This is a genomic window from Methylobacterium sp. PvR107, assembly GCF_017833295.1.
In the GTDB taxonomy this organism is placed as follows: Bacteria; Pseudomonadota; Alphaproteobacteria; order Rhizobiales; family Beijerinckiaceae; genus Methylobacterium.
Window position 1 is genome coordinate 4,753,668 of the sequence record NZ_JAFIBW010000001.1, and the last position, 14,056, is coordinate 4,767,723.

General features: G+C 67.8%; 13 protein-coding genes. 8 read left to right on the forward strand and 5 right to left on the reverse strand.

Translation table 11 applies throughout. From position 1 onward, the window contains the following. Positions 1–267 precede the first annotated feature (267 nt). The gene (locus JOE48_RS22435) at positions 268–3,504 is read left to right on the forward strand and encodes an SEL1-like repeat protein (RefSeq protein ID WP_210032991.1); all 3,237 of its coding nucleotides are present in this window, start codon (positions 268–270) and stop codon (positions 3,502–3,504) included. 137 nt (positions 3,505–3,641) lie between these two features. Continuing rightward, on the forward strand, positions 3,642–4,079 hold the full coding sequence (locus JOE48_RS22440) for a DUF3429 domain-containing protein (protein WP_210032992.1): 438 nt from the start codon (positions 3,642–3,644) through the stop codon (positions 4,077–4,079). A 107-nt stretch (positions 4,080–4,186) separates the two neighbouring features. Here the strand turns inward: JOE48_RS22440 and JOE48_RS22445 are convergent, their stop codons facing one another. Then, positions 4,187–5,401: an NADP-dependent isocitrate dehydrogenase gene (locus JOE48_RS22445; protein ID WP_210032993.1), complete on the reverse strand. Its 1,215-nt coding sequence runs from the start codon at positions 5,399–5,401 to the stop codon at positions 4,187–4,189. A 206-nt stretch (positions 5,402–5,607) separates the two neighbouring features. Between JOE48_RS22445 and JOE48_RS22450 the strand changes: the two genes are divergently transcribed. Further along, positions 5,608–6,381 carry an RNA methyltransferase gene (locus JOE48_RS22450; RefSeq protein WP_210032994.1) on the forward strand — a complete coding sequence of 258 codons (774 nt, stop codon included), beginning with the start codon at positions 5,608–5,610 and terminating at the stop codon, positions 6,379–6,381. Here the strand turns inward: JOE48_RS22450 and JOE48_RS22455 are convergent, their stop codons facing one another. Further along, positions 6,382–6,567: a hypothetical protein gene (locus JOE48_RS22455; RefSeq protein ID WP_210032995.1), complete on the reverse strand. Its 186-nt coding sequence runs from the start codon at positions 6,565–6,567 to the stop codon at positions 6,382–6,384. It abuts the gene before it with no gap. Positions 6,568–6,693: 126 nt separating this feature from the next. Here JOE48_RS22455 and ccmA point away from each other — a divergent pair, with 126 nt between their 5' ends. Beyond that, a complete protein-coding gene (gene ccmA, locus JOE48_RS22460) occupies positions 6,694–7,332 on the forward strand; it encodes a heme ABC exporter ATP-binding protein CcmA (protein WP_210032996.1) in 639 nt (212 codons plus the stop codon). Then, entirely contained in the window at positions 7,323–7,997 is a 675-nt protein-coding gene (gene ccmB, locus JOE48_RS22465; RefSeq protein WP_245252920.1) for a heme exporter protein CcmB, read from the forward strand. Before ccmA ends, ccmB begins: the two co-directional genes overlap by 10 nt. Positions 7,998–8,429: 432 nt before the next feature. Here the strand turns inward: ccmB and JOE48_RS22470 are convergent, their stop codons facing one another. The 3 genes from JOE48_RS22470 to JOE48_RS22480 form a co-directional block, all read right to left on the reverse strand. Further along, a complete protein-coding gene (locus JOE48_RS22470; RefSeq protein WP_210032998.1) occupies positions 8,430–8,642 on the reverse strand; it encodes a hypothetical protein in 213 nt (70 codons plus the stop codon). Between the two features lie 6 nt (positions 8,643–8,648). Then, entirely contained in the window at positions 8,649–8,789 is a 141-nt protein-coding gene (locus JOE48_RS22475; RefSeq protein WP_210032999.1) for a hypothetical protein, read from the reverse strand. Positions 8,790–8,946: 157 nt separating this feature from the next. Beyond that, a complete protein-coding gene (locus JOE48_RS22480) occupies positions 8,947–9,363 on the reverse strand; it encodes a hypothetical protein (protein WP_210033001.1) in 417 nt (138 codons plus the stop codon). Between the two features lie 897 nt (positions 9,364–10,260). Here JOE48_RS22480 and rpsT point away from each other — a divergent pair. From rpsT to JOE48_RS22495, 3 genes are all read left to right on the forward strand, one after another. After that, positions 10,261–10,527, forward strand: coding sequence for a 30S ribosomal protein S20 (gene rpsT, locus JOE48_RS22485; protein ID WP_007561677.1), 267 nt, complete (start codon positions 10,261–10,263; stop codon positions 10,525–10,527). 480 nt (positions 10,528–11,007) lie between these two features. Continuing rightward, positions 11,008–12,501 (forward strand): chromosomal replication initiator protein DnaA, encoded by a 1,494-nt coding sequence (gene dnaA, locus JOE48_RS22490; protein ID WP_210035993.1) that lies wholly within the window; start codon positions 11,008–11,010, stop codon positions 12,499–12,501. A 271-nt stretch (positions 12,502–12,772) separates the two neighbouring features. After that, on the forward strand, positions 12,773–13,981 hold the full coding sequence (locus JOE48_RS22495; protein WP_210033003.1) for an acetyl-CoA C-acetyltransferase: 1,209 nt from the start codon (positions 12,773–12,775) through the stop codon (positions 13,979–13,981). The last annotated feature ends 75 nt before the right edge of the window (positions 13,982–14,056 follow it).

Here is a 14,056-nt window from a genome sequence, read left to right on the forward strand (position 1 = left end):
CGCGATCCGCCGCGTTGGCCGCATGTAAACGGTCGTCCGCCTGGCGAGCAACGGGAAAGCCTTGCCGCACGGTGACGGCTCGCCTCCGCCATCATCCGCGCTCAAGCCTGGTGATTACCGGACCGTCCAACCCTTAACCTCGTGTTTACCAAGAAAGTTAATCGTCACGTTCGAACGATCCGATGTGCGCGTTCCACGGATACCCAGCCAGGCTTCCTCCTTCGCGCACAGGATCGGTTGCCGAACGCTGCCGACGACAGGCCACCGATGACCCGCAACGCGATGCCGCAGCTCGACAGTTTCGATCCCGAGGTGCTGGACGCAGCCCGGGACGTCGCGGCGCGGGCGGGCGTTCCGCTGGAGACCTGGATCGCCTCGGTCATGCCGCAGGGGCAGGCGGCTCCGGGAGGCAATCGGCGTCACCGGCGCCGTCATCGCGCCGAGCAACTCGCGCACACCACCAGCCGGCCCGAGACTGCGACTCCACCCGCCGAGGAACGCCGCACGGCCAGGGCCGAGCCAGCCGAAGGCTACGGCGACGGCATCGACGCCCTGATGGACCGCCTGGACGGCCTCAACCGGGTGCTCGACGAGGAACGGCGCAGCGCCCAGGAGGCCGAGTCGCGTCGGCTTGCCGAGATCGAGGCGCGCATCGAGCGGGCCCTGAAGGCTGCACCCGTCCAGGAGGTCACCGACCGGCTCGGCGATATCGAGCGCCGGATGTCGCAGCTCGGCGAGCAGGTCGCCGCCACCCGCCAGCCGGGTCGCCGCGCACGTCCCGCTGCCGCCGACCTCCGCAACGCGATCCAGGATATCCGCCAGCGGCAGCGAGAGCTGTCGGACGAGGTCGTAACCGCGCCCGCGATCGAGGCCGCCTCGGATGGCGGCGTCGTCGCCAGCATGCGCCTGGACCTCGCCCGCCGGCTCGAAGCCCGAATCGAGGAGGTTGCCGCTCCCTCTGCGGCCCTGTCCGAGCTGCAGGACGAAACGGCGCGTCTGCGTGAGGCGATCAACCAGCTGGCCACGAGCCGTGATATCGGTGCGCTGGAGCAGGCAGTCGTCTCGCTGGCGAGCGGCATCGAGCGCGCCCAGGCCGGGACCGATCTCACTGCCATCGCCGTCCCGATCGAGCAGGTCCGGGCTCAGGTCGAACGCCTGGCCGAAGAGGTGGCCGAGAACGTTCACAGCCGCGTCGCCGAGGATGTGCGCCGCCTTGCCGAGCGCCTCGACACGATCGCCGCCACCGGCGCCGCGGATCCCGACGGGCCGACCCTCGCCGGACTGTTCGCCGAACTCGAGGAGATCCGCCGCCTGATCGGGACCCTTGCCGGTCCTGAGCGGATACAAAGTCTCGCGAACAGCCTGCAGGCCGTGAGCGCGCAGATCGCGCAGCTGCAGCGGGTTGGGGCCGGCCAGGACCTGCGTCCGCTGCTCGAGGAGATCCGCAGCGACGTGAAGATCGCCGCACCGGCGGCCCTGACCGAGCAGATCCAGGCGCTCGCCGGCAAGGTCGACCTCCTCTGTGCGCGGGACGACTGGTCCGAGCATGCCGGGGACGGCACGGCCGCCCGGTCCGGCGAGATGGCGTCCATCCACGCCATGCTGCGCAGCCTCGCCGAGAAGGTCGATCAGGTCGGCATCCGCTCGGAGCACGAAGGGCTCGATGCGCTCGAGAAGCAGGTGGTCTCCTTGGCCGGCCGGCTCGACGCACCGCGCGTCTCCGATCCGGCGCTCGCCAGCCTCGAGCATACGATGGGCGAGCTGCTGCGGCAGGTGACGGCCCTGCGCGAAGACGCGCCGAGCGAGGCTGCGGTGGAACGCGCCGCGCGAAGCGCCGTGGCCCAGACCCTCAAGGGCTCGGCGATGGGGATCGACAGCGGCGAGATCGGCTTGCTGCGGGCCAGCCTGGCGGACATGCAGGCGCGGCAGGTCACCTCGGATCAGCGCCTCGGCGCCACGCTGAACGGCGTGCAATCCGCGCTCGAGCGGCTGATCGACCGCCTCGGCCCGGTGGATGCGAGCGGCGTGCGGGCGCCATCTCTCGACGAGCGCCTGAAATCCTCGACCAGCCCGGAGGCGGCCCTGGCTCCCCTGGAGGCAAGGGCCTCTGTCCGGCAGGACGGCGCCGAGACCCTGCGGATCTCCGACGACCTCCTTGAGCCCGGCAGCGGGCGGCCCAACCGCGCGTCGCGTGCGGGCCGGGAGGCCGGTCCCCGCCGCTCCGTGACGGAGCGCGCCGCCGACCCGATCCGGGCCGGCGCGACCGAGACGGCTGCCTCCGAGACCGACATCAAGACCAGCTTCATCGCGGCGGCTCGCCGCGCCGCGCAAGCCGCTCAGGCGGAACTCGCTGCGGAAGCCCCGGCCGAACGCCGCGGGACGCGCGCCCAGGAGATCGTGCTCCCAGCCGAAGGAGCGGAAGACGGCCGCTTCGCGCGCCTGCGCGCCGAGATCGACCGCCGCCGCCGGCCGCTGCTGCTGGGCCTCGCCGCCATCGTGCTGGCCCTGGGCGCGCTTCAGGCGATCACCATGCGCGGCACGGACGAGCCGCGTCCGGCCGTCGCGAGCCAAGCTGCCTCGGTCCGTGAGGAGCCGGCCAAGGCGGCTGTGCCGGATGCCGGGCGCGACGAGACCAAGGAAGCGCCGAAGGACACCACCGCCGCGAAGGCGCCGATCAACGACCCGACGACCACCCAGGCCCTGCCGACCCCGCCTTCGGCCGAGGCGCGCCCGCCGGCTCCCAAGGCAGCGGTGCCGCAGATCTCCGGGATGAACAGCCTGCAGGCCGATCTCGGCAACCTGCCGCCGGCTCTCGCGAAGTTGAAGGGAGCCGCACTCGACGGCGACGGCGCGGCGATCTTCGATCTCGCCAGCCGAGAGGCCGACGGTCGCGGCATGCCCCGTGATCTCGCCGTTGCGGCCAAGCTCTACGAGAAGCTGGCCACGGCCGGCTACGCGCCGGCCCAGTACAAGCTCGGCGGTCAGTACGAGAAGGGATCCGGACTCGTCCGGGATCTCGACAAGGCAAAGCTGTGGTACGGCCGCGCCGCCGAGCAGGGACATGCCCGCTCGATGCACAATCTCGCGGTGCTCTACGCCGAAAATCCCGCCGCCAACGGCAAGCCGGATTTCGCCTCCGCCGCTTCGTGGTTCCGCCAGGGCGCCGAATTCGGCGTCCGGGACAGCCAGTACAATCTCGGCGTGCTGTACGCGCGGGGCCTCGGTCTGACGCAGGATCTGGCGCAGTCGTACGCGTGGTTCGCGGCGGCCGCGGCTCAAGGTGACGAGGACGCCGCCAAGAAGCGGGACGATGTCGCCAACAAGCTGAGTCCGGCCGACCTCGCGAAGGCGAAAAGCCTCGCGGCGGGCTTCAAGCCGCGAAAGATCGACGCGGCCGTCAACGAGCCGCCGGCCCCGAAGGCCGGCGCAGGCGCGCCGATGTCGCTCCTCGGCGCACCAGCGCCGAACACGGTGGCATTCTCCGCGCCGGCACGGCGGACCTAGCGGCGAGCCGCCGCTCCAACAGGCCCTGGATCCGAGCTTGACCGCCGTGCCGCGATGCGGGAACGCTCCGGCCGGGCGGCGTCGGACCGGTTGCGGATCGTGCGGGTGACCCGCCCTGGCCGCTGCTCGGAGGATGGATGCCGCACCGGAACCCTGTCCCGATCAGCGCCATCGTTCTGGGTGTGGCCGGCCTCATCCCGTTTGTCGGATTCGCGGCCCTGGCGGTCTCCGGCACCGATGGCGGGTTGAGCAGCATCGGATTGGCGCCGCGCACCATCCTCTCCGCCTACGGGGCTGTGATCGCCTCCTTCCTGGGCGGCATCCGGTGGGGTGCCGCAGCCGCGCGCAATGCCGGGAACGGCGACTACATCGTGGCGATCGTCCCGTCCCTGGTGGCCTGGGCCGCCATGGCGGCGCCAGCGCCCTGGGACCTGCGCATCCTCGGCGGTCTGGTGCTGGCCTGGGGCCTCATCGATCAGGACCTGCCCCGCCGCGGCCTTACACCGCTCTGGCTGGGCCGGCTGCGGCTGGTTCTGTCCGGCGTCGCCGGCGCCGCGTTGCTGGTTGCCGCCTGAGCGCCTGTTCGACCCGCGGCCCAGCCGCATCATTCTTCTAGGATACGATAACGACGAGAGCGGCGGGCGTCCGGAACGCCCGCCGCTCTCGAGGTCCGACGCGTGCCTCACGCACCCATGGCGGTCTTCAGGTTTTGGTCGACCTTGTCGAGGAAGCCCGTCGTGGACAGCCACTTCTGCTCGGGCCCGACCAGCAGCGCCAGATCCTTGGTCATGAAGCCAGCCTCGACCGTGTCGACGCAGACCTTCTCCAGGGTGGCTGAGAACTTCGCCAGATCGTCGTTGCCGTCGAGCTTGGCGCGGTGGGACAGGCCGCGGGTCCAGGCGAAGATCGACGCGATCGAGTTGGTCGAGGTCTCGCGGCCCTTCTGGTGCTCGCGGTAGTGGCGGGTGACGGTGCCGTGGGCGGCTTCGGCCTCCACGGTCTGGCCGTCCGGCGTCATCAGCACCGAAGTCATCAGGCCGAGCGATCCGAAGCCCTGCGCGGCCGTGTCCGACTGCACGTCGCCGTCATAGTTCTTGCATGCCCAGACGTAGCCGCCCGACCACTTCAGGCACGAGGCGACCATGTCGTCGATCAGGCGGTGCTCGTAGGTGATGCCGAGCGGCTTGAATTTGGCCTCGAACTCCTCCTCGTAGACCTTCTGGAACAGGTCCTTGAACCGGCCGTCATAGGCCTTGAGGATGGTGTTCTTGGTCGACAGGTAGACCGGGTACTTGCGCGCCAACCCGTAGTTCAACGAAGCGCGGGCGAAGTCGATGATCGACTGGTCGAGGTTGTACATCGACATGGCGACGCCGGCCTCCGGGAACTTGAAGACCTCCTTCTCGATGACCGTGCCGTCGTCACCCTCGAACTTGATGGTCAGGCGGCCCTTGCCGGGCACCTTGAAGTCGGTGGCGCGATATTGGTCGCCGTAGGCGTGGCGGCCGATCACGAAGGGCTGGGTCCAGCCGGGGACGAGGCGCGGCACGTTCTTGCAGATGATCGGCTCGCGGAAGATCACGCCGCCCAGGATGTTGCGGATCGTGCCGTTCGGCGACCGCCACATCTCCTTGAGGCCGAATTCCTGCACCCGTTGCTCGTCGGGGGTGATGGTGGCGCACTTCACGCCGACGCCGTGGCGCTTGATCGCCTCGGCGGCATCGACCGTCACCTTGTCGTTGGTCGCGTCGCGGTGCTCGACGCCGAGGTCGTAATACTCGAGGTCGACATCGAGATAGGGGTGAATGAGCTTGTTCTTGATCTCGGCCCAGATGATCCGGGTCATCTCGTCGCCGTCGAGTTCGACGACGGGGTTTGCTACCTTGATCTTCGCCATGGGCCGATGCCTTCCCGCCTTGTTCCGGTGCACGGCATGCAAGCGCCGTGCGGTCGCCGCCCTGAGAGCCGTTTCCGGCGTCCCGGGCCGGAATCGCCCCGCGACATAGCGCGGGCCTTCCGGCGACGGAAGGCGCGCACTGTCATCCGGCCGGCTTCGTCACCCAACCCTCGACGGGCGAGGGCCGACCATGCCAGACGGCCGACATGACGAGCCGCGATTCACAGGAAGACGCCCCGAGGAAGGCTACCGAGATCCCGCCTGGGGTCGCCCCGGCCGTCATCCTGGTGGAGCCGCAGCTCGCCGAGAATATCGGCATGACCGCCCGCGCCATGGCGAATTTCGGTCTTTCGGAACTGCGCCTCGTCAACCCGAAGAACGGCTGGCCCAAGAAGGGCGTCCGCGAGGCGGCCTCCGGCGCGACGCATGTCCTGGACGGCGCCACGATCTTCGGCAGCGTCGCCGAGGCCATCGCCGACTGCCGCTACGTCCTGGCAACCACGGCGCGCGAGCGCGGGCAGATGAAGCGGGTCTTCGCGCCCGAAGAGGCCATGGGCGAACTGGTGGCCCGCGACGGCCAGCGCACCGCGGTGATGTTCGGGCGCGAGCGGGTCGGGCTGACCAACGACGAGGTGTCGCTCGCCGACGCGATCATCACCTTTCCGGTGTCACCGGATTTTCCCTCGCTGAATCTCGCTCAGGCGGTACTGCTGGTCGGCTACACGTGGCGGCAGGCGAGCGGGCGGGCGCAGCTGCCCTTCTCGGGCGAGCTGCTCTCGCCGCCGGCGACCCGCGAGGCGCTGATCGCGCTGTTCGGAAGCCTAGAGGGCGCTTTGGACGAAGCCGGTTTCTACCCGCCGGAGAAGAAGGAGATCATCGCCCGAAACATGCGCGACATGCTCCACCGCATGAGCCTGACCGAGCAGGACGTGCGGACATTCCGCGGCGCGCTCCGGGCCTTGACGCGAAAGGGCGGCTGATCAGCTGGAGGCCGGTTCCATTACCGGGGGGGTGCCGCCGCCGAAGCAGCGGCCAACCGCCTCCCAGAACGCCGCCTGCTCCTCGAGGGTGCATTGGGCCATCCGCGCCTCGACCTTGGCGCGGCCGGCCACCGCATCGGGCGTCGCGGCGGCGTCCGCCTCGCTCGGGTTTCTCGCCTCGGCCATGGGCAATCCTCCGTTGCAGAACGAAAGCGCAGCTGAACCGTGCGGTTCCGTTCCACGGCGCAATCGGGCATGGAGACGACACTTCGCGAAACAGCGGCGGGCGACGGGACGAGGGCGGGGGAACGAGTGCGGCTCAGCGTGGACGATCTGGCTTGCCGCCGCTCCGGGCGTCGCATCTTCGCCAACCTGTCCTTCGCCCTCGGACCGGGTGACGCCCTTTCGGTGACCGGGCGGAACGGCGCGGGCAAGTCGAGCCTGCTCGCCATCCTATCGGGCCGCCTTCGGCCCGATGCCGGGCGGATCACGGTCGCAGATGTCGGGGAGGCAGGCCTTCAGGAATGCCTGCACACGGTCGGCCACCGTGACGGGCTGAAATCTTCCCTGACGGCGGGGGAGAATCTCCTGTTCGCGCAGCGTCTCCTCGGTGCGCCGCGCCTCGACCCGCACGCCGCGCTGGAGCGCCTCGGCCTCAGCCATGCGCACGACCTGCCGGTGGCTTACCTCTCGGCCGGCCAGCGGCGGCGCGTGGCCCTCGCCAGGCTGCTGGTTTGCGACCGGCCGCTCTGGCTTCTGGACGAGCCGAGTGCGGCCTTGGATACGGCCTCGCAGGCGGTGCTCGCCGAGCTGATGGACGGACATCGGGCCGGCGGCGGCCTCGTGATCGCCGCCACCCACCAATCCCTCGGCCTGGCCGGCGCGGCCGAACTTCGCATCGACGCAGCCGCCGTGGTGCCACTGGCGGACGTGCTGGAGGAATGGGCGTGATTCGGGCTTGCCTCGCCCTCATCGCCCGCGACCTGCGACTCGCCGGCCGCGTCGGCGGCTCGGGCGCCCTGTCGCTGGTCTTCTTCCTGATGATCGTCGCGCTGGTGCCCTTCGCCCTCGGGCCCGACCTCAACCTGCTGTCGCGGATCGGCCCGGCGATCCTGTGGCTCGCCGCGGTGCTGGCGACGCTGATCGGGCTCGACCGCCTGTTCCAGGCCGACGAGGAAGACGGCTCCCTCGACTTGATGACCGCCGCGCCGGTGCCGCTCGAACTCGTGGTGCTCGGCAAGGTGACGGCGCACTGGCTGACCACCGGCCTGCCGCTCGCCCTCGCCGCGCCGCTCTTCGGTCTCCTGGTCGCCCTCGACGGCACCGCCATGGGTGCGACGTCCCTGACGCTTCTGGCCGGCACGCCGGCGCTGAGCTTCATCGGCGCGGTGGGCGCGGCGCTGACCGCCTCCATTCGCCGGGGCGGCCTGATCCTAGCCGTGCTGGTCCTGCCGCTGATGATCCCGACTCTGATCTTCGGCGTCTCGGCCGCGCAGGCGGCGAGCGGCGGGACGGTGCCGTTCCTCGTGCCCCTGGCCGTGCTGGCCGCGCTGACGCTGATCGCCGCCGTGGTCGGAACGCTGGCGGCGGCGGCGGCTTTGCGGTGGCCGGAGTGAGGCTTGACGATCGAGCGCTGTCGGGCCGGAGATCGTCACATCAAAGCGCAGACATCTAATCCAGCGGAGGGTCAGCTTATAATTTCAGAAAGCACTCGTAATCCCCGTCGATGTCTTCCGTCCCTCGGAAGGTCGATTCCTCGACGTTGTCGTCGTCAAAGCACTCGATCTCGAGGCGCAACCCATAGAGCGTTGTGTCGACGTTGATCGTATCTGGCCGATCCCGCGCCAGCCGAAAGGAAATTTTAGCCCCCTACAGCATCTTCAAGATCTCAAAAATCGTCACGTTCTCGATATTTCAAGCTCATCATTTAAAATACTGCCCCAGCGAATAGCATCATCTATACGTTGTCATCGGGTTTCAGGACCGCGATGAACTGCTTTGATTGCTTGATTTCGACCGATATGATCGCTGATTTAGCCGACCGTACATCATAGGGTATGTTCCAGAGGAAACGGCGTTGAGAGCCAATAGGGTTCGAGTTTCATGCCGATGATGTTGGTGGTCTCCCAGTCGTGCAGCAACCGCGCCAGCGCCACGCGGTCGCCAGCCATCAGCGGTTCGGTTAATAAGCACCACTGGTCGTAGACGTATTGGCTCGAAGCATCTGGGGTAATTATACCCGGCACATACTTGTGCTTCACAGATTGTCACTCGGCCTGCGCGACCGGAATTTCGCCCAGCGCGACATGCATCACCGTCTTCCAAGGCGGATGTTGAGCAAAGGAATTGTGCTCGTGTGAACGAAGATGGGCGATCGTCATCTCCAACGTATCGAGAGAAGAGAACACCGGCAGGATCCTGGCTTGGACTTGATCGACGAAGTCGCCGGGCCTGGTGGGGTCGTCCCATTCGCAGAGCCCGGTCTGTCCCTTAGGATTGTATTGAAGCGATCGGCCCAACAGCGCGAACGCGCCGCTCAGACTGATGAACGCGTAATGGCCTGGCTCAAATCGAGTATCGATCCACCAGTCGACTGTGAAATAGCCCCTCTTTGGTCTGTTGTGGATTCGAATATAACGGGTCCAGTGAGTGACTGGGATAAGGATACTTCCTGAGCGCAGTTGCGGCGAGCTGTGCTGCCCGCGCCATTGTGATCTGAGAATGTCCTGTCTTACGATCATAGGCACACACGGTCTGTGTGGCCGTGACGTTTTCCAACAGATTGAGCCGGACGTTGCCGGGGTTTCGAGGGTTTAGTGGGCGTCCGAAGGGATTGATTAGGATTTCTGCTGTGAAATCGGGATCCTTCTGCGAATTAACACGTCGTGCCACTTCAATATGAACTTGGCTGCCGAATTTAGTCGGATTGCGGTAATTACCTGATGCGCGGACTGACTGCGTGACATCGTCGACGATGGCCAAGACTTCTCCATTGCGCGGGCATGCGCCGTCGAGAGCCTGCTGATTGAGCGTCCCGACCCAGGGTGTCAGGACCGTCAGGATCGAGTTGAAGAGTCCGCACCGCCTTGACGGCGGCAAGAGCGCCTTCGATCGCTAGCGGAACGGCCGGCAGGAGGGCGGGCTGTACGAGAGGTGCCGAGACGAGGTCCGTCGCCGTAAACGTGCTGCGCGACAGCACATCACCGGTCTGTCCGTCCCGGATCGTCTGCGTTTCCCCGGATGTCTCGAAGATCCGGCTTTCGCCGTCCGGCGCGATAACCGTGTGTTGTTTGGCGAAGGGCGTTCGCCCCGCGTGTCTTCGGAGCGACAGGACGCGTGTCCCATCTTCCAGCGTTGTGGTTTCGCGGGGGCGGCTCTTGAGGAGAGGGGCCGCCGGGCCGATCCTCGTGGAGTGAGGCCCATTGGCCATCGCTGGGGCCTTGCACCCACTCACCGCCGTTTGGCTGTCCCGCTGGTGCGCGCGGCTGCGTCACCCAGTCTTCGGCTCGGAGTTGCCGCTGCAGCCGGATCAGCTTGGTCTCCAGGGCGAGGCCGGCAAGAACGTTGCGCAGTACGATCGCCTCGCCGTGCGGTCGAGACTGGTCGCGCATCGTCGCCTCGCTCCGCCATTCCGCGGTTCGACCGGAACAAAAAAATATAGGACAAATGTCAAGATCTAAGACACGTGGCTCGTTCCGTGGCGTGCGGTCTGTTCCGCGTTGACGCAGCGCGCGCCCCTCACTATAGAGACCGCTTCGCCGAGGGGCCGCGCTTTCGCGCGCGCTGCGTCTCGGCCATCGCCAGACAACCTGACGCGACGACCGATTTCCGGCACAGCCGGCCCGTCGGCATCGCCCGACGAGAAACACGAGGACGTACATGGCCAACACCGCTTCGGCCAAGAAGATGACCCGCAAGATCGCCAAGCGCACGGCGATCAACCGCTCGCGCCGCTCGCGCATGCGCACCTTCGTCCGCAAGGTCGAAGAGGCCATCGCCACGGGCAACCAGCAGGATGCGCTGGCCGCTCTCCGCGCCGCCGAGCCCGAGATGATGCGCGCCGCGCAGCACGGCATCGTTCACAAGAACAATGCCTCGCGGAAGGTCTCGCGCCTCGCCGCCCGGGTGAAGGCGCTCGCCGCCTAACGCACCCACACAGTCCAGACGGTTTCAAGCCCGGCCATCGCGCCGGGCTTTTTCGTGCGCGCTTTCCGGGCGGGGCTCGGCCGCGCACTTGATCCCGAACCGTTAACCCTATCCAAGAATCGACGCGATTGCAGAGTCTGGGATCGGCGTGTAGCTTAACAGAAACTGACACTCCACAAGCAAAACACTGCGATTTCGGGACTCCGCCGAATCAATCTGATTCGCCAAGACTCTAGCGACCGTGTTGAGCGCCCTTGGGAACACTTGCCGACAGCGCTCCGCGCCATCCCCGCAAGTCCCAGTGTTAAAGGAACTGTAGGTAATTGTTGATAGGCTCTTCCAATCGGCAAATGGTCCCCGTGGAGGGGTTGACTCCATGAGTTGGACTCTGTCCCGCCCGTTCGTGCGGGACGCTGAGGGCGTAATTCGTGCGTACGCGCGGCCTGCGGATTTCCGTGGGCAGCGTCGGGAGAGCCAATGATGCGTGTCGACGGAACGGTGGCGAGCGACGACGAGGGTGGCCGCAGCGGCGGCGGACCGGATTACGGATCGGCCTGGGCGCGGGTGAAGCGCCGGCTCCGCGCGGAACTCGGCGAGGACGTGTTCGCCAGCTGGTTCGCCCGCCTGGAGCTCGAGTCGGTTGCGGGCGGCGCGGCCCGCCTCACGGTGCCGACCCGCTTCCTCAAGAGCTGGATCGAGTCGCACTACCTCGATCGCGTGTTGAACACCTTCAAGGCCGAGGTCGAGGAGATCGTCCGGATCGAGGTCGGCGTGCGCGGGACCGGTGCACCGGTCCGGCCGGTCACTGCGGGATCCGCCAAGCCCAATCCGGCCAGCGGGCCACTTGCGCGCCTCCACGCCGCCGGCACTCCGGTGCCGGTCGCGGCTGTCACGCCTGCACCGGATGCTCGGAACGCGGACGCCGGCGGCGATCTCAGCGGCACCCCCCTCGACAACCGGCTGACCTTCGCGAGCTTCGTGATCGGGCGCTCCAACGCCCTGGCCCATGCCGCCGCCGAGCGCGTGGCCAACCACCAGGGTGAGGGCGCGCTCTACAATCCCCTTTACCTCCATGCCGGCGTCGGCCTGGGCAAGACTCACCTGCTGCACGGCATCGGCCATGCCGCCCGCGAAGCCGGGCGCCGGGTGATCTACCTGACGGCCGACCGCTTCATGTACGGCTTCGTCAACGCCCTGAAGACCCAGTCGGCGCTGGCCTACAAGGAGCGCCTGCGCGGCATCGACCTTTTGATCCTCGACGACGTGCAGTTCATTCAGGGCAAGTCGATCCAGGCCGAGTTCGGCCACACGATCAACGCGCTGATCGATGCCGGTCGCCAGGTGGTCGTCGCCTCCGACCGGCCCCCGACCGAGCTTGAAGCCCTCGACGAGCGCGTCCGCTCCCGGCTCGGCGGCGGCCTCGTCGTCGAGATCACCGCCCTCGACGAGGCCCTGCGCGTCTCGATCCTGTCGGCGCGTCTGGCCGCCGTGCGGGCTTCGCATCCGGGCTTCGACGTCTCGCCGCAGGTGGCCTCTTACGTGGCCCGCGCGATCACGGCGAACGGCCGCGATCTCGAAGGTGCGGTAAACCGGCTGCTGGCCCACGCGACGCTCACCGGCACCGCCGTGACCATGGAGACCGCCGAGAGCGCGATCCGTGACCTCGTGAAGAACCGCGAGCCGAAGCGGATCAAGATCGAGGATATCCAGAAGCTCGTCGCCTCGCGCTACAACGTCTCGCGGTCGGACATCCTGTCGGAGCGGCGGACCGCCGCCGTGGTCAAGCCGCGCCAGATCGCCATGTACCTCTCGAAGGTGCTGACCCTGCGCTCGCTACCCGAGATCGGCCGCCGATTCGGCGGGCGTGATCACACCACGGTGCTCCACGCCGTGCGCAAGATCGAGAAGCAGATCGGCGAAGATTCGGTCCTGGGCGATGAGGTCGAGCTCTTGAAGCGCATGCTTCAGGATTGAAGTAAAACGCACGTCGCTGGAGGCTATACTCTTCCACGTCCGGCGACGGTGCCGTCCTGGTCCATGCGCGGCGGCTCTCGATCGGCTCCGATCGGCGCGCCGGCCGGACGATCACTTCCAAAAGCTCCGCGTTGTCACGCGCTCTCCGTCGGTCCCGACCATTTCGGGGCTGGCCGAGGGCGCGCGCACCGTGGCACACTGGCGCGAACCGAGACGGCCCTGTAAGGCCGCGTCGCCGACCGGCGAGAACCGACGCCCCGGGGGAAAGCTGATGACGGACGCCTTCATCTACGACCACGTTCGCACGCCGCGCGGGCGCGGCAAGGCGGACGGCTCCCTCCACGAGGTGACCGCCCTCCGGCTGGCCGAGACTGCGCTCCGCGCCCTCAAGGACCGTAACGGGCTCGACACGGGCCTGGTGGACGATGTTGTCCTGGGCTGCGTCGACCCGGTGGGCGAGGCGGGCGGCGACATCGCCCGCGCCGCGGCCCTGGTCGCCGATTACGGGGCGCATGTTCCGGGCGTGCAGATCAACCGCTTCTGCGCCTCCGGCCTCGATGCGGTGAATTTCGCAGCCGCGCAGGTCATGAGCGGCCAGCACGAGATGGCGGTGGGCGGCGGCGTCGAATCGATGAGCCGCATCGGCATCGGCGCCTCGGGCGGCGCCTGGCCGGTGGATCCGGCGATCGCCATCAAATCCTATTTCATGCCGCAGGGTGTCTCGGCCGACCTGATCGCCACCAAGTACGGCTTCACCCGCGACGATTGCGACGCCTATGCGGTTCGCTCGCAGGAGCGCTCGGCCAAGTCTTGGGCCGAGGGTCTGTTCAGGGGTTCCGTGGTGCCGGTGCGCGACGTGAACGGCATCACGCTGCTCGACCGGGACGAGCACATGCGGCCCGGCACCGACATGCAGTCGCTGGCCGCGCTGAAGGCGTCCTTCGTGCAGATGGGCCAGATGGGCGGCTTCGATGCCGTGGCCACCGACGCGCATCCGGACGTCGAGACGGTGGATCACGTCCACCACGCCGGCAACTCTTCCGGGATCGTCGACGGCGCGGCCGCCGTTTTGATCGGTTCGAAGGCAGCCGGCGAGGCGGCAGGCCTTCGCCCCCGCGCGCGGATTCGCGCCTTCGCCAATATCGGCTCGGATCCTGCGCTGATGCTCACCGGACCGGTGGACGTCACCCGCAAGGTCTTGGCGAAGTCCGGGCTGAGCCTGTCCGACATCGACCTGTTCGAGGTCAACGAAGCCTTCGCGGCCGTCGTGCTGCGGTACTGCCAGGCGTTCGACCTCGATCCCGAGGCGGTCAACGTCAACGGCGGCGCCATCGCCCTGGGCCATCCGCTCGGCGCGACGGGAGCGATGATCCTCGGCACGGCACTGGACGAGCTGGAGCGGACCGGCAAGGAGCGGGCCCTGATCACGCTGTGCATCGGCGCCGGCATGGGCACCGCCACGGTCATCGAGCGAGTCTGAGCGGCCTTGGCCTGGGAGCGGCGTGGCGCCGCTCCCCAAAGTCCGGGAACGCTGCTAGAGGCGCGGGCGACGATC